The organism is Herpetosiphon sp. (genome assembly GCF_003512625.1).
Taxonomy (GTDB): Bacteria; Chloroflexota; Chloroflexia; order Chloroflexales; family Herpetosiphonaceae; genus Herpetosiphon; species Herpetosiphon aurantiacus.
In genome coordinates, this window is sequence record NZ_DOPT01000062.1 from 1 (window position 1) to 16,140 (window position 16,140).

Genomic DNA, 16,140 nt, shown 5'->3' on the forward strand with positions numbered 1-16,140 from the left:
GTCTGCCATTCCGCCACCTCGGCGCAACGAGCGGTATTATAGCGCATATTAGATTTTTTGGCAAATTAGTTGGTCATTTATTGATATAATATATCAGTAAAATTAATCTAGGATGAGGTATTGGCATGAGCCTTGAGCATGGGATTTATACGCTGCGCGAAGCTACCACCGCCGATTTGGCGGGCGCACGCCAGTTGATGTTGCGCACATTTGAGCAAGATTTTGGCTACGGCTATATCGCCAAATGGCATGCTGATGTTGATAATTTAGCCGAAGCCTATTTGGATAACCCCCGCCAAGTGTTGTTTGTGGCAGTCGTTCGCGCAACCAACGAGGTTGTCGGAACCTGCGCCGTGCGAACTGGCGGCCCTAAGCCACCCTACAAACCAGAATGGCTGGTTGAGCGTTATAGCACCGTCGCAACCGCCCAAATTGTGCGGGTCTATGTTGATCAAGCCCATCGTCGGGCTGGTTTGGCTCGCCGTTTGGTCAGCCTAACCCGCGATTGGATTTTGCATGAAGGCACGTATCGCACGATTTATTTGCATACCAACCCGGCAATTGCTGGAGCTGAGCAATTTTGGCGTTCGCTCCCAACCAGCGAAATCTACGATGATCGGCCTGATCAGGGCGAATTTCAAAATATCCACTTTGAAATGGATCATACAACGCCAATTATTTAATCATCAAGCGCGATTAATTCGCTTTCAGCATAGGTTAATTCACGAATAGCCGCCGCACATTCTTGCCAGCGATCTTGAGGCAATGCCAGCATCAAGGTAATATCGCTGGCAAAATCTTCACTTTCAATCACTGGATCAAATGTATTCAGCAAACGCCGCAATAATTCGTATTGATTGTAATTAATCGTCACCATACCAGTGCGACGAATGACTTGCTCTTTGGTTGGTAAATCATTCAGGGCTTTTTGTAAGGTTCCACTATATGCCCGAACCAAGCCGCCACTGCCTAATTTGATTCCGCCAAAATAGCGGGTCACGACTGCTGCGATATCGCCAATACCACTGCCTTGCAACACTTGCAACATCGGGCGACCAGCCGTACCAGCAGGCTCGCCATCATCGGATGAGCCAATTTCGGCTTGGGGGCCAAGCCCAATTTGAAACGCCCAACAATTATGGGTTGCGTCAGGATAACGCGCGGCAATCGTGGCAATCGCTTGTTTGGCTTCAACTAAGCTTGGCGCATGCACAACCGTCGCAATAAAGCGTGAATGTTTGATATCTTGTTCAAATTCATGCTCAGCTGCCGGAATTTGATAACGAGTTGGAGTCATCGAATTAACCTACTAAATTAATTGGCGTTCATAGGCAATCGCCACAGCCTCGGTGCGATTGTGCGCCCCAAGCTTTTGAAAAATACTATTCAGATGGAATTTAACTGTGCGCTCGGTAATATTAAGTTGGTAGGCAATTTGCTTATTAGCAAAGCCTTGGGCTAAATGTTGCAATACTTCATGCTCACGCGGCGTTAATTCAACCAAGGTTGTATCGCGCTGCACTTGGCGCAACAATTTCGAGGCAATCAAGGGGTGCAAGGTCGAGCCACCAGCATGAATCAAGCGAATTGCTGCAAATAATTCATCACGCGGAGCGCCTTTGAGCAAATAGCCCTGAGCACCAGCCCGCACCGCGCCAATAATCCGTTCATCGGTATCAAACGCGGTAAATACCAACACGCGTCGGTTGGTCGCCGCCAAATCAAGCCGCTCAAGCACCGCCACTCCATCGAGATCAGGCAACTCAAGGTCGAGCAATACCAGATCAGGTTGCAATTGCTGACACAATTCGACAGCTTGCAGCCCAGCGCTAGCCTCACCAACCACGGAAAAATCGGCTTGGGTGCTGAGAATTGCCACCAAGCCCTCGCGCACCACCGGATGATCATCAACCACCAAAATGCGGATCATTTGGAACTCCCCAGTGGCACAACAATACAAACCTCAGTCCCTGCGCCAAGGGTACTTTTGATTTCAAGGCTGCCGCTCAGCAACCGAGTACGCTCATTCATGCCAATCAGGCCAAAATGTTGGGGCTTGGGCAAGGTTGGGTCAAAGCCACAGCCATCGTCATGCACGCAAATTTCAATCTGGGTCGGCGTAGCGTGATATTCAATCACCACAGCGTTGGCTTGGGCATGCTGCCGCACATTATTCAAGGCTTCTTGCACAATTCGCAACAAGCCAACTTCGATCCGTAAGGGCAACGGCTGCAACGCGCCAATCGTTTGAATGTCAAAGCTGAATGGGTCATGCTCATGCTTCAAGGTTGCCAAGGCTTCAACCAAACTACGGCCTTCGAGCGGAGCCGCCCGCAGATCGAGTACCGAACGCCGCGCCTCATCAAGATTATAGCGCGTCCATTGTAGCGCTTGCTGAATTTTGGCTCGGCCACGCTCGGTAGCACCCGTTTCAAATAAAGCATCGGCGGTTTCAAGTTGTAGCAATACCGCAGTCAAGCCTTGGGCCAAAGTATCGTGAATTTCGCGGGCAATCCGGTTACGCTCCTCGACCGCACCCAAGCTGAGCGAGCGTTCAAATAGGCGTGTACGTTCAATCGCCATGCTCAGCAAATCGCCGACCGTGTGCAATAAACGCAAATCATCAGCGCTCAATTCACACCAATCAGGGCTAGCCACATTAAACACTCCAAGCTTGCGGCCATGGGCCATCAACGGAATTGACGAATGAAAACGCACCTCGGTACCTTGCGGAACGTGGCGCAAACGTGTGCAACGAATCACGCTAATGTTGGCAGCCCGTTCCAAATCATCATCGCGAAAACGTTCCAGGCAATAACAATCGTCTTCTAAGGCTTGGGGGTGGCACAACACAGGCGGCAGATGATAGGCGGCGGCCAAATAATGGGTCGTTTGATCCTCACGTAACAGCCAAACCCAACCTGTGTGCAACCCCAACAACTCAGCCACTAGTTCTAAAACAGTTTGTAACGCCTGATCAAGCTGCGTGCTCCGATTCAACGCCTCGGCAATTTGGTTCAAAATCATCAATTCATGGTTTCGGCGAGCCAAAACCGCTGGATCATTGCTCATTATCAACACCTTTTTGGCAATTTCGCCAAATGCCTAAATATCCATGCCAAATTTGCCACCGTTGTGGCTCTACTCTAACAACCATTTTAGTGCGAGTTTAAGCATATGAGCAACTATTTTATTTCAGTTAAAGAATTACCTACCAGCGAACAGCCGCGTGAACGCCTGCGCGACTTTGGGCCACAAGCGCTGTCTGATGCTGAGATTTTGGCGATTTTGCTACGGGTTGGCGTGCAAGGAATGAATGTGATTCAGCTAGCCCAATTATTGCTGCGCGAGCATGGCGGCTGGCATGGCCTGCAAAAAATCGAATTCAACGATTTATGTCGAGTACGTGGCATGGGCGAGGCCAAGGCTGCGCATATCAAAGCAGCTCTTGAAATTGGGCGGCGCTTGTTGCTGGCAGCGCCCAATCAGCCCTTGCAAATCACCTCGCCAGCCGATGTGGTGGGATTATTGCAAGTTGAAATGAGCCATCTGGATAAGGAGCATCTGCGGGTAGTGATTCTCAACACCAAAAACCATGTGCTCAAAATTGAAAACGTGACAATTGGCTCGTTAAATAGCGCTAGCGTGCGGATTGCCGAGGTCTTTCGTGAGCCAATTCGCCTGAATGCGGCGGCAATTATTGTGGTGCATAATCACCCGAGCGGCGACCCAACGCCCTCGCCCGACGATATTTTGGTCACCAAGCAACTGATTCAGGCTGGCCAACTGCTCGATATCGACGTGCTTGACCATTTGGTGATCGGTCAAGCACGTTGGGTCAGCATGCGCGAACGGCGGTTGGCATGGTTATAAGGCTATTCCGCCGAATTCAAATTCGATAACGTATGGCCCATGCGTTCGCGCTTGGTGCGCAGATAGGCTTGGTTTTCAGTGTTAGGGTCGGTTTCCAAGGGCAATTGTTCAACCACATGCAAACCATAGCCTTCAAAACCAATGATCTTTTTGGGATTATTGGTGAGTAGGCGTAAATCGCGCAGACCCAAATCGGCCAGCATTTGCGCTCCCAAGCCATAATCGCGTAAATCAGCAGGGAAACCTAGGCGCTCGTTAGCTTCAACCGTATCCAAGCCCTGATCTTGCAGCATATAGGCGCGAATTTTGTTGGTCAGACCAATTCCACGGCCTTCTTGGCGCAAATACAGCAACACGCCACGGCCTTCTTGGGCAATCCGTTGCATCGCTTTTTCAAGCTGTGGGCCGCAATCACAACGCAATGAGCCAAAGGCATCGCCAGTTAAACATTCGGAGTGCACCCGCACCAGCACTGGCTCGTCGGTTGAAATATCGCCCATAATCAAGGCCACTGCCTCCTTGGCTTGCAGATCAGGTGTGTTGATTTTGCTCTCATATGAGACGATTTGAAATTCGCCATAGGCCGTTGGTAAGCGAGCTTCAGCAGTGCGCGTAACTAGAAATTCACGCTCACGACGAAAGCGAATTAATTGCTCAACGCTGATAATTTTGAGATCATGCTTTTCGGCGAAAATCTCAAGGTCAGGCATCCGAGCCATCGTGCCATCGTCGTTCATAATTTCGCAAATTACGCCAGCAGGATACAAACCCGCCAAGCGTGACATATCGACTGAGGCTTCAGTTTGGCCAACCCGCCGCAATACGCCACCCTCGGCAGCGCGTAAAGGAAACACATGGCCAGGCCGCGAAATATCGCTGGGCTTGGAGTTTGGATTGATCACGGTTTGGATGGTATGCGCTCGATCATAGGCTGAAATTCCGGTGGTTACGCCTTGAGCAGCCTCGATCGACACCGTGAAATTGGTGCCAAACTTAGAGTTATTCGAGGTCACCATCATTGGAATTTCCAACTCGTCGAGGCGCTGACCAGTAATGGCTAAACAGATCAGCCCACGGCCTTCTTTGGCCATAAAATTAATTGCCTGTGGCGTAACAAACTGGGCAGCACACGCGAGATCACCCTCGTTTTCGCGATCTTCATCGTCTACGATGATCACCATTTTTCCGGCTGCATAATCTTGCAGTGCTTCTTCGATGCTTGCCAACGGCATACATTCCACTCCTTTGTGACAATGAGAACGCTCATTGTTTGGTACATACCCACAACCACCGATGACTAATCGGGGTTGGTTCAGTCAGCACGAAACAATCGTACACGGCCTCTATTGTAAACCCGTTTGCCTGTAAAAGTTGCTCTAATATGGCTTGGCTATAACCGCGTTCGGCATGTTGCTCACTAAATCGTTCAAACAGACCATCACTGCGTTGGGCAAAACCAGTTAATTGCAACCACGAAATACAACGTTCTGGCTCAAATTCTGAATGCATAATGTGGACATAGCCATCACGCTCATCAACTTCGACTGGCTGCCAAACATGCTCTAGAAAATAGGGCGTGTTAATATCGAAAATCCAGCGTCCGCCAGCTTCAAGCGCTGCCGCAACGCAGCCAAATGTCGCATCCAGATCAGCTTCTTCGAGCAAATAATTGAGGCTATCGTAAAAACAAGTGACCAGTTGGACTGGCTGGCTCACCTGCCAATCGCGCATATCAGCACGCCGAAAACGAATTGAGCGTTGTTGGGTCAGATCACCACGGGCTTTGCGTTGAGCTACCTTCAGCATCTCACGCGAGGCATCGATTCCCAACACATCCCAGCCCAAATCGGCGTGTAATAATGCCAGCGTTCCTGTACCGCAGGCTAAATCGATCATCGAACGGCCAGGAACGGGATGACGCTCCAGCACTCGCTGCAAATAATCAAACATCAAGACGCTAAAATGGAGTTGCCCGTCATCATAGTAACGGGCATAATCGTTATACATCATCGAATTATTCCAACTAATTTCGAGCGCGGTTTACTCGGCCAGCATTTTTCGGTCAAAGCGCACAATATTTTCAACATATTTCGCCAAAATATCAACTTCGATATTGACCGTATCGCCAACCTGCTGCTGGCCGATAATCGCCCAAGCCTGAGTATGGGCAATAATCGCCAAGCCAAAACTATCATCGGTGGTGCGCGTGATCGTCAAACTCGTGCCATCGACCGCGATAAAGCCTTTTTCGACGATATAGCGCATCAAGGCTGGAGCCACTCGAATCGTGATCGCTTTGGATTCGCCATCGGGTTCGATCGCGATAATTTCGCCAGTACCATCGACATGGCCTTGCACATAATGGCCGCCCATACGCCGCCCCGCAGCCAATGCTCGCTCCAAATTGACCGAACTGCCAACCTTGAGTTGCCCCAAATTGGTGCGGCGCAAGGTTTCAGGAGCCAAACCAACCTCAAACCAATCGGCTGCAAAGGCGGTTACGGTCAAACAAACTCCGTTGACCGCAATGCTATCGCCTAATTGAGCATCGCTAGTCGCCAGCGTACAGCCAATCCGCAGCGTATTATCGCGCTCTAGGCCCGTATTCGCGACCAAAATCGTGCCAATTTCTTCAACAATTCCAGTAAACATGGCAATTTTCCTTAACGAGGGGCTAGGGGTCAGATTCATGCTCCCCGCCTCACAGAATAGCTTCTGATCCCTCGCCCCTAACTGTAATGGTTCATTGCATTAACAACCAATTGTAACGTTCCCTCACCCCCAGCCCCTCTCCCACTGCGGCGGGCGAGGGAACGCCAATCGACGGCGCATCCCACCCAATCATTGTTAAGAAAGGAGGGGGCAGGGGGTGAGGGAACAAGAACAGTTGCCAATCTCATAAACCATTACACCTCGCCCCTAGCCCCTGATCCCTAGCCCAACACACTATCCAACAAGGCTGCATTAGTTTTTTCAGCTTCGTTGAGTGTATCGTTGGCTTTGCGCAATTCTTCGCCAAGCTGCTCCATTTGAGCACGAATTTCATCAAAGCTCTTGGAATGCAAAATAATATCGGTTATGCGCACTTCAAGGCTTTGTTGTTCGTGCATAAATGAAAGCATTGCATCAATTTCGCCAATCACGGTTTGGAACATATCGATTTTACCAGTCAGCACGTGTAAAATATATTCTTCGATTGTGCCGCGTAAAATCAAAGTATAAATTTCAACTGGTCGTTCCTGACCATAACGATGCACCCGCCCGATCCGTTGCTCGATTCGCATTGGATTCCATGGCAAATCGTAATTTACCAGGCGATGGCAAAATTGTAAGTTAAGCCCTTGACCACCACTTTCGGTTGAAAGAAAGACTTGAGCCTTGCCATCACGGAAACGCTCAACTGCATTGCGTTTTTGCATTCCGCTCAAGCCGCCGTGAAAGAGCACCGATTCAACCCCGTGATCAACCAAGAAATCGCGCAGGAATTCAAGGGTTGCCACAAACTCGGTATACACGATGATCTTGCTATCATCGTTTTTGATAATTTTCAATAATGTGCGGGCTTTGGATGGAATTTGCATCTCATCGACGATTTTCAGCAAACGTTCTAATTCGCCGTTATCAGCAGCATCCATCTTGCCCAAACGCGCCGACATCGCGCCACGTAAGGTATGTCCAACCGCGCGAGGACTCGAAGTCATTTCCTTGAGCAAGGTCATCAGCACCAACACCAATTTGGAAACTACAACTTTGCCATCGATGCTTTGCAAAACAATATCACCCTCAACGTAACGTTGATAGATATGTTTGCAGAAACGCACCATTGCATCGTGAAAATCGTGTTCATCATCAGTTAATTCAATTTCATGATGATGAATTAGGCGTGGTGGCAACTCAGTCAAGGTATTTGAACGTCGGTTGCGAATCATCACTTCGTTAAGCAAAGCACGTAAATGTTCAACATTACGAGCATGCCGCCGATCTTCCATAAACAATTTTTGGAATTGGCGTGGTCCTTTGAGATGACCAGGCCGTGCAACCGTAATCAAATTATATAATTCGCGCAGCTCGTTTTGAACTGGTGTTGCTGAGAGCAATAAACAATGCTTACGATTTAAATTGAAGACAAATTTATAACGCCCAGTACGGTGATTTTTGAGCATATGACATTCATCGATCACCAACATATCCCAAGTACGATCGGTTAAGGCTTTACGATAGGCTCCTTTCGCCCGATCGATCGAGCCAACCACCAAAGGATATTGAGCAATATCACTATCATCGCCTAAACGATGAAAATTCATGCCAAATTTATCGTGCATTTCTTCGAGCCATTGCTCAGAGAGTGGGGCAGGGGTTAAAATCAAACAAGTGCGAATCATTTCGCGCAAGTGATATTCTTTAATGATCAAGCCTGCTTCGATCGTCTTGCCCAAGCCAACTTCATCGGCCAAAATTGCATTACCATGCATCTCGCCCAAAACTCGCCGCACAGCCCGCAGTTGATATTCTTTAGCATCAATCGCCGCATATTCGAGCGAAAGTAGATGGTCAAAGCCACCTTTGAGCGTGTAATGTTCGGCTTGCTCGCGCACTGCCCAACGATCAGCTGGCGTGACGTGACCACTGAGCAAGCGTGCGCGTTCGCCATCAGTTGGTGGGCGAAAACGTAATTCGCCCAAAATTGGTGGCAAAGCTTGCAAGCGTGGCGGCGCAGCAACCGGAATTTGCGGGCGGGTAGTTCGCGTATTGGGAGTTAATGCCGATTCAAAATCAGCTCGAATCAAATGCTCATCTAACTCAAAGCCTAAATGCAAGAGATCAGCTTCAACTTCAGGCTGGTCAATCTCAGGCAATGCTTGGACAAGCTGCTCAAGCTCAAAGGTTGGCTCAGGCAGGCTGGCCAGAATCTCAAGATAACGCTGGCGACGTAATTCATCCATTGGTAAAAACCTATTTTCTACTGATTCGGCTTCGGGTCGTGAGCAGCTTCGCTTAGGCGTAAACGCGCCAAGGGCAACAACAAGCTGGCATGGCTGCGTGGGTCGAGTTCGGCAGCACGGCGCAAAAAGGCCACTGCCTCAGTTGGTCGCCCTTGATCCAAGGCGTTGGCTCCATAGCTCAAATAAAGTTCAACCAACTGCGGATCGCTGGCCAGTTGGACATAAATCGCCTCAGCTGGGCCATCGCCAGCATTGGTTGGCAATTCAGCTAATTCAGCTTGTTCGGCCTCGATTTCTTCGGCGCTCATACGGGCAGTCCGTGGAGCCGAACGACGCTGGGCTTTAATTTCTTCTTGAGCTTGGCGTGCCACATCGGCGGCAACACTGACTGCGCTAACCACTCGCCGCTTAGAGCGGGTATAGCTAAAATTAACAATTGGCAAATCGCTCAATGGGCCGTTATCCATTTCCCATTCGTTGATCAATTGCTCGGCGCGTTCAGCAATTTGGTCGAAGCATTCGCGAGTTAATGGGGTATGGTTGAAACCGCCAACTCGCGCTACATACAACAAACCACGACCATCGACTACCCCACCCGTATTCCAAAGCAATTCCAACAGGCGCGTCGCTTGGTCGGGGTTCATTGGGGTGCGATTGAAGGCAGCGGTTGCCCGTTCGACATCGCCAAAATCGCTATACAGTGGCATGAGCAAATCTAGCCCAGCCCGCATCAACGATTCATCGGTTGTTTGGTCGAAAATCGTTTCGAGCATGCCCACGATGTTATGTTTAAGCAAACGTGGATCGCGTTCGTCAAACCAAGAATCGGTTTGTTCTTGGGCTTTTTGGGGTGATAAGCGGGCAAATGCTGCCTCTAGGCCTTTGAAACGCACCGCCCAAAAAACATCCAAGGGCTTAATATCTTCACCTGCCAGCCAATCCAAATACCACCAGCGTTGTTCAGGTGTAAGCGTTTTGTAGGAAGCAACGGCGTAGGTTGGTGGCGTTGGAGCATTCCAGGGTTCTGGCGAGCTTGGTTGCTTAATCGACAGCGTGCGAATCAGCACAGCATCGGGCGAGGTGTTTTGGCGGCCACTCCAGTAGGAAAAGACATCCCACTCGTTTTTGACGATTTTGACCCCAGGCACTTTTTGAATTCGCGCCAATTTTTGCTCGAGGATGGCCTCTTCTTCCTCGGTCATCACATATTCAGCCGAGCCAGAAAGGTCGAATTGCACCACACCGCCATCGCCCTTGAGAATACCATCGAGCAATTCAAGGCCATCGAGCGGGGTGCTGCCTTTTTTGTTCGAGCGCACTTGCTCCTGCGCAGCAGCGGCTAAACCACGAATAAAACTCGCTGCATCAGAGCGATCGAATAAAAACACGCCTTGGGAAAGCTCCAACGCGCGGGCAACCCACATCACCAAGGTATCGCTGTAGTTTAAGGCTACGGGCATGGTTGGGGTTTGCTCGACCATAGTCCGAATGACGGTAGTTTGATGGCGTTCGCCCCAGCGTTCAGCAATATCGCGCATGGCCTGCTCAATCGCGGCACGTTTGCCACCTAAACCACGGCCAAGCTTGAAATTACAGCGCGAGGCAATATCAAATAACAACGGACCACTAGCCTCAATCGAAGCTAAGGCAAAACAACGAATCAACACATCAGCAGGAATTGCATTTGAGGGAGTGTAGAGCGTGAGCCATTCGCCCAATAATTCAGGTTGCGAAGCGGCATAGGCCAAGGTTAGCACATTGCCAATCGAGCTTTGGGCTACCGCATCATTGGTGCTCGAATCGTACAACTGACGCATAGCCGTAATTGCTTCATCGCGGCGGGTGGTGGTTAATTCAGCACACAAGGCATAGAGCCGCATAATTCGAAAGAGCTGAATCGCTCCGCTCTCATCGCCAGCCAACCAAGCAATATAATTCCAACGTTGTTCGGGGGTTAATGAGGCATAGGTTGGCGAATAGGTAAAATAGCCGCCCCACGTCACCCGTCCACCAGTCGGACGCATCACCGGAAAACGCACCAAATCGAGCATAATCCGCGTATCCAACATAAAACGCCCAGGCTGTTGATTAATGTGCACTCCAACCAACGAACGGATACTCTCAGCCATCCGCTCAAATGTAGCCCGATCTTCAGCAGAAAGTGTACGTTGTGGAATCGCGCGAGTAGTGCGTGCCATCGTGGATTATGTCACCTCAAAGTTAAACATCAGCGCTTATTGTAGCATATTTCTGCCCACTCGTCAGACTTAACACTTTGTGATTGGTTGAGAATACTCAATCAATTATGGGATTTGATACTTCGTTAAGCTTTTCTCCCAGTTATGGACTATCGTTTAGATGTAATGGTTCATAGCATCAACAGCGGCCAGCATGCCCTCACCCCCTAGCCCCCTCTCCCGCCGGGCGAGCGAGAGGGAATTGTCCTCAATCATCAAAGGGGAATGCCCCTCGCCTACCGCAGTGGGAGAGGGGTTGGGGTGAGGGAACGGAAATTATCCTTAATCCCCGTAATCCCCCTAAATAGCAATTTTTGATGGCACAAAACCTCGTTATTGACGAAACTTATTCGGCTTGCAAGCCAAGCGCAACCATGGGATAAGCGGCGTTGGGCAGCCACAAGACTCGCACCCGATAACCTTGATATTCAATAACTTGGCCAAGTGTTGCAGTTTGTTTTAATTCGGGCACGCTGCTACTAACCCAGAAACTCAATTCAACTTGGCCATTCGCAGGGTCATAATCACCAATTGTAATTGTTAGATAGCCATCGCCAACACTACTATTGGCGGGCGCAATCAATAATTGTTCTTGGCCAAGGGCTTCAATTGGCAAAATAGGCGCTTGTTCAGCAGTTAAACGAATGGCCACTTGAATTGAGCTTTGCTCGATTGACAGCAATTGCACTTGATAATTTGCGACCGTAATCGTCTGATCAAGCATTAATTGGGTGTGATAATTAAAAATCGCTGGCTTGGTTAAAAAGCGAATGCGCACACCAATTGATTGCTGCGGCTGATCAGCAGCATATAAAATTTGCAAAACACCAAGATTCAAGCCTTCGATATGCAAATCGGTGCCTTCGCGTAAAGTCACCACGGTTGCTTGATCAATCGCTAACATTGAAGTTTCCTGTTCTGGGTCGGCCAGCGGATCTTGCTTGGCCTGACAACCCATCAATAACACGATAATCCAGCCCAATAAGCAGCAAAAACGCATGCAACCCCCGCCAATTAATCAATTGGATTGGTTATAACAACATTAAACACCTGCTCAAGATCCGCATAATCGACCGTGACTGGTGATTCATCCCACGACCATGGATTGCGCAAGGTCACCCAATTGCGCTGTTGATCGATATGGCTCACATAGTAGGCATGCTTCGGTTGCAGTTGTTTATTGATAAACGCTGGTTGATTAACGCTCGGATCGCTTGGATCAGGCGTGCCAAAAATAATCGCTTGTTGATTATTATGCATCGTGGCTAGTTGATGAATGCTGTAGCTTTGAGGTTCGTTAATCGCGCTACGTTGACCAGTAATCGCCTCTAGCACATCGGCAGGGTTACCACCTTTGTTGAGCGTACTATACATATCAATTGGATTATTGCTTTGACTCAGAAATTGGGCGTAGGCTTTTTCCATAATTGCTGGCCATAATTCGCGTTTGCCATCCAACACTTCTTGATTTTCGTGGATATAGGGCTGTGTGCCATCAGCAAGCACTGGAAATTCAGCAGTTACGGTGATTTTCACCGGATCAAAGCCATTATCAAACCAATTATTTAAACGATTAAAGCGCGTATCGGCTTCGCGCTGGTAAAATGTAACGGTATAGGTGCCATCGCCATTATCTTCAATTGCATTACGAATCACATCGGGGTTATTTTGGGCTACCGCCGCCAGCGAAGCTACCACAAAACAATTGCCAATCTGGCCTTGATCAGCATCGCTGGGGTGAATGCCTTGGCGCATATCAGCCCCGCCAGCTAAATATAATTCACCCTCAACTGGGCGCATTTCGCTAATTTCGAGATAGGCATCTTTGTATTTGCCTGCCTGATCAGTTGTTTGATTAAGCACCACTTCGGCCCGAAACAAGCTAGCGGCTTCACGTTCAGCTTCGTGCAATACACCGCTCAATTCAAGGCTAACTTGCTGGGCAGTATGCAAAACAATCATTAAGCGTTGTAGGGTGGGCAGTAGTTGGGTTTGATATTCGTTGGCAAAGGCCGTTGCCGCAGCACCTTGCCATGCCCCAGCAATTAATGGCTCGGCAACCTGTTGAATTTGCAGGCGAATTGTTTGCACCTGCTCGGTTTGGCGCTGAAACCGCTGGGCAACCTGCTTGATCAGCTCATAATCAATTTGCACAATCGGGGCTGGCATCGCAACATCCTTCTAGTTGGGGCAATGCACAGAACTCTTGCACAACCCTCAATTCAACACAGCCCCACTATACGCTACAACGCCAGCCCAAGAATTAAAGCTGAGTTAAGATTTATGCGCCAAACGCCGCAATGGCACAGGCTGATAGATCGTCGCTAGCATGCTCAAACTAAATAGCAGTGCCGCCAAGCCATGGATACTAGCCCCAAACACCAGCAACCAGCGTGCCCAAGCCAAGCCAGCCACTAATCCAGCCCACCCAAGATCAATAATGGCTACCGCGCTAATCGCCAAAAACACCTGCCAATTAGCAATATTGGCCAAGCCCAACGGTCGCCCCATAAAGCGTGGAATCATAAAATAGGCCATTCCATAAATCAGGATCGTCGCAAAGCCCGCTAAATTCGATTCAACATGGATTGGGCGAAGTTGCGCACCCAAAGCCCGATCAAAGGCAAAACTAATGCCCAAGCCAATCCCAACTGCCAAATAAAAGACTGCCGCGCGAATCGACCACATGGTCAAGGGGCCGATGCGGCGCGGCTGCACAATGCTCAATTGGCTTGGTTGCTTGACAGGCGGAGTAGCCAAGGCCGGAATCAACAGCCAAACACAACACGCTAAGGCCACTAAAATGAAACTGGCTCCAAGCGCAAAGAGGGCAGGCAGATCAACGCCCAAGCCAAGCACAATGCTCAGCAAACCAAGATGATGCAAGCTCAAGCCCACTTTTAGCCAACGCGGATCACGGGTTGCTTGGCCTGACCAACGCGGCAAGACATGGCAGGCTACGCCAATAATCATCAACATCATCCAACCAAGGGTCAATAAATGCTCAGCGCTCAAAAGCCAACGGGAATGAATCAAGCCAAATTCACGAGCAAGAATTAAGCTCAGCGCTAGGGGTAAACTGGCTCCAGAGGTTTTCGTGGCGAGGGTCGAGAGTCGATCAATCTGTTGTTGCAAGGGTGATGATGGCATGCTTGGGCGCAATTTAGGGCTACGCAACAGTTGCATAATATTCCACATAAACAACCAACTGCCCAGCCACTCCAAACCCAAGCCTAAGCGATAACTGAGTTGGCTATACCAAACCAAGCCACTGCTGGCCAGCACGACACCCAAACTCCAAACCAACCAATGCAACTCCAACCACGCTGGTTTGGGGAAATTGCGGCCACTGAATACCGGAGTTGTGTGGTAATTCACCGCAAAAATACTACAGCTGATCCAGCCATACAGCAGCAGATGCACCCAAGCATCCCAGCGCTGTGGGCCAGCCGCCGTCAAAGCCAGATGCACAATCGTCGCCAGCAACAAGGCTACCAAGCCGCTAAGCCAAAATAATTTACTATGCCGCGCCATCATTATCACTCCATCAACGAGCCAATCTAAGGCTAGTTTACGGAGATTGATCGATCTGCACAGCGATATTTCTCACATGGCATTATGCTTGGTGATTGTGGGAAACAGGCCAGCTCGCCGTTGATGGCAACTAAAATAGATCAATTCATCGCTGGTGGCTTGGATTGAACGAGCAGCACCACGCGGCACACAGACGATCGAGCCAACGCCAATTGGCTGTTGCACCAAATCGATCTCCAAAATAGCCGTGCCTTCGAGCACGATTAATAGCACATCAACTTCGTGATTTTGATGGTTAGGAATGCCATCGCCAAAGCGAAAACGCAACAAATTGAGGTTAAGTTGATCGGTGGTGTAGCTCCACAATGGGCCATCAAGCTCGCTTTGGTCGCGCAGTTGAGCCAAATCCAAGGGCGGAAAGGTACCAACAATCAATTGCGAAAGTAATGCATGCATTGGGCAAATTCCTTGTACTATGGTGGCAGTCCAGTTCTAGTGCAACGAGGATACGCTGATGGATCGAAATGTTTTATTTGCCCATGTCAGTTTCACTCGCGATCTATCGCCAACGATTATTGCTGCGCTGAGCAGCCATGCCAATGAACAAACCGTCGAGCGTGGTCAGATTATCACGCTGGAGGGCGACCCCGCCGTAGCAATGTATCTGGTGTATAGCGGGCGAATTAAGGTTGTGCGTCATTCAATCGAGGGCCGCGAGCATATTTTACACGTAGTTGAGGCCTACGATCATTTTAATACAGTCCCGATGTTTCGTGAAGCCCGCTGCCCAGCCACCAGTGAAGCCTTAGTTACCAGCCAATTATTGGCAATTCCGCGTGAACATATCCGCCAAGTCGCCCAGCAACACCCTGAATTAGCCTTGGCAATGTTGGGCGAATTCGCGAACCGTTTGCATAATTTGGTTGGCTTAATTGAAAATTTGGCCTTGCATACGGTCAACGGGCGTTTGGCGCGTTTATTGTTGCAACAAGCTGCATTAGCCGAACAAAATCCCAATCTTGCACCTTTAACCCAAGCTGAAATGGCCGCGCATATTGGCTCAGTGCGTGAGATGGTCGGGCGAGCCTTGAAGGCCTTTGATGCCCAAGGCTTAATTCGGCTTGAGCGCGGCATAATCGAAATTATCGATCCCCAAGGTTTAGCTGCCCAAGCTGAGCTTTAGTTAATGGCTGGCTGCTTGGGGCAAAGCGAATTGCAAACGAACGGCTAATCGCTTCGGTTGGGCAGGCAATTTCGCAGCGATCGCAAAAGGTACAGGCTTCGGGTTTGACTAAGACCGCATGCTGTTGCTCAATTGCCACTGCGGCAGTTGGGCAAACATGTTCACAGGCACCACAGGCAATACAACGTTGCAAATTAATCACAGGTAATACCATCACCAACTCCGATCAGTAGCTGTAACAGTTCATTCGTTCCCTCACCCAGTCCCTCAAGGATAGGTTTTTAATCGTTTTCCGTTGTGAACCACTAATCCCGTGGTTCATCAGTGGATGCCTGTTCACCAACACCTGTCCTTGAGGGGGTGCAGGGGG

Annotated in this window: 16 protein-coding genes; 3 read left to right on the forward strand and 13 right to left on the reverse strand. The window is 49.5% G+C overall.

Translation table 11 applies throughout. The features are described from left to right. Positions 1 to 125: 125 nt before the first annotated feature. Entirely contained in the window at positions 126 to 683 is a 558-nt protein-coding gene (locus DEF47_RS14210) for a GNAT family N-acetyltransferase (protein WP_012188865.1), read from the forward strand. Here DEF47_RS14210 and DEF47_RS14215 read toward each other — a convergent pair. Genes DEF47_RS14215 through DEF47_RS14225 form a run of 3 tightly spaced genes read right to left on the reverse strand, consistent with a single transcriptional unit; the run spans position 680 to position 3,072 of the window. Then, positions 680 to 1,297 carry a YigZ family protein gene (locus DEF47_RS14215; protein ID WP_012188864.1) on the reverse strand — a complete coding sequence of 206 codons (618 nt, stop codon included), beginning with the start codon at positions 1,295 to 1,297 and terminating at the stop codon, positions 680 to 682. The two genes, DEF47_RS14210 and DEF47_RS14215, sit on opposite strands and share 4 nt — an antisense overlap. A 12-nt stretch (positions 1,298 to 1,309) precedes the next feature. Then, positions 1,310 to 1,930 carry a response regulator gene (locus DEF47_RS14220; protein ID WP_012188863.1) on the reverse strand — a complete coding sequence of 207 codons (621 nt, stop codon included), beginning with the start codon at positions 1,928 to 1,930 and terminating at the stop codon, positions 1,310 to 1,312. Further along, on the reverse strand, positions 1,927 to 3,072 hold the full coding sequence (locus tag DEF47_RS14225) for a GAF domain-containing sensor histidine kinase (RefSeq protein ID WP_012188862.1): 1,146 nt from the start codon (positions 3,070 to 3,072) through the stop codon (positions 1,927 to 1,929). The genes DEF47_RS14220 and DEF47_RS14225 overlap by 4 nt, the downstream gene beginning before the upstream one ends. A gap of 105 nt (positions 3,073 to 3,177) precedes the next feature. Between DEF47_RS14225 and radC the strand changes: the two genes are divergently transcribed. Beyond that, on the forward strand, positions 3,178 to 3,873 hold the full coding sequence (radC, locus tag DEF47_RS14230) for a RadC family protein (protein WP_012188861.1): 696 nt from the start codon (positions 3,178 to 3,180) through the stop codon (positions 3,871 to 3,873). A 2-nt stretch (positions 3,874 to 3,875) separates the two neighbouring features. On the opposite strand, the gene DEF47_RS14235 is transcribed toward radC, so the two are convergent. The 9 genes from DEF47_RS14235 to DEF47_RS14275 all read right to left on the reverse strand — a co-directional run bounded on the left by DEF47_RS14235 (position 3,876) and on the right by DEF47_RS14275 (position 15,043). Next, complete coding sequence (locus tag DEF47_RS14235) at positions 3,876 to 5,105, reverse strand: bifunctional 3,4-dihydroxy-2-butanone-4-phosphate synthase/GTP cyclohydrolase II (protein ID WP_012188860.1); 1,230 nt, start codon at positions 5,103 to 5,105, stop codon at positions 3,876 to 3,878. A gap of 31 nt (positions 5,106 to 5,136) precedes the next feature. Further along, on the reverse strand, positions 5,137 to 5,883 hold the full coding sequence (locus tag DEF47_RS14240) for a class I SAM-dependent methyltransferase (protein WP_012188859.1): 747 nt from the start codon (positions 5,881 to 5,883) through the stop codon (positions 5,137 to 5,139). A gap of 30 nt (positions 5,884 to 5,913) precedes the next feature. Next, the gene (locus DEF47_RS14245) at positions 5,914 to 6,525 is read right to left on the reverse strand and encodes a riboflavin synthase (protein ID WP_041304169.1); all 612 of its coding nucleotides are present in this window, start codon (positions 6,523 to 6,525) and stop codon (positions 5,914 to 5,916) included. A gap of 281 nt (positions 6,526 to 6,806) precedes the next feature. Further along, positions 6,807 to 8,816, reverse strand: a complete 2,010-nt coding sequence (locus DEF47_RS14250; RefSeq protein ID WP_012188857.1) for a DEAD/DEAH box helicase — start codon at positions 8,814 to 8,816, stop codon at positions 6,807 to 6,809. A gap of 17 nt (positions 8,817 to 8,833) precedes the next feature. Beyond that, on the reverse strand, positions 8,834 to 11,014 hold the full coding sequence (locus DEF47_RS14255) for a tetratricopeptide repeat protein (RefSeq protein ID WP_012188856.1): 2,181 nt from the start codon (positions 11,012 to 11,014) through the stop codon (positions 8,834 to 8,836). Between the two features lie 385 nt (positions 11,015 to 11,399). Further along, positions 11,400 to 12,053, reverse strand: a complete 654-nt coding sequence (locus DEF47_RS14260; RefSeq protein ID WP_012188855.1) for a hypothetical protein — start codon at positions 12,051 to 12,053, stop codon at positions 11,400 to 11,402. Positions 12,054 to 12,067: 14 nt separating this feature from the next. Beyond that, positions 12,068 to 13,222, reverse strand: a complete 1,155-nt coding sequence (locus DEF47_RS14265) for a WXG100 family type VII secretion target (RefSeq protein WP_012188854.1) — start codon at positions 13,220 to 13,222, stop codon at positions 12,068 to 12,070. A 105-nt stretch (positions 13,223 to 13,327) separates the two neighbouring features. Next, positions 13,328 to 14,590, reverse strand: coding sequence for a hypothetical protein (locus DEF47_RS14270; protein WP_012188853.1), 1,263 nt, complete (start codon positions 14,588 to 14,590; stop codon positions 13,328 to 13,330). 69 nt (positions 14,591 to 14,659) lie between these two features. After that, positions 14,660 to 15,043 (reverse strand): cupin domain-containing protein, encoded by a 384-nt coding sequence (locus DEF47_RS14275; RefSeq protein WP_012188852.1) that lies wholly within the window; start codon positions 15,041 to 15,043, stop codon positions 14,660 to 14,662. A gap of 58 nt (positions 15,044 to 15,101) precedes the next feature. Here DEF47_RS14275 and DEF47_RS14280 point away from each other — a divergent pair, with 58 nt between their 5' ends. Then, positions 15,102 to 15,770, forward strand: a complete 669-nt coding sequence (locus DEF47_RS14280) for a Crp/Fnr family transcriptional regulator (RefSeq protein ID WP_012188851.1) — start codon at positions 15,102 to 15,104, stop codon at positions 15,768 to 15,770. Here DEF47_RS14280 and DEF47_RS14285 read toward each other — a convergent pair. Beyond that, positions 15,730 to 15,984 carry an ATP-binding protein gene (locus tag DEF47_RS14285; protein WP_012188850.1) on the reverse strand — a complete coding sequence of 85 codons (255 nt, stop codon included), beginning with the start codon at positions 15,982 to 15,984 and terminating at the stop codon, positions 15,730 to 15,732. The two genes, DEF47_RS14280 and DEF47_RS14285, sit on opposite strands and share 41 nt — an antisense overlap. Between the last annotated feature and the right edge of the window lie 156 nt (positions 15,985 to 16,140).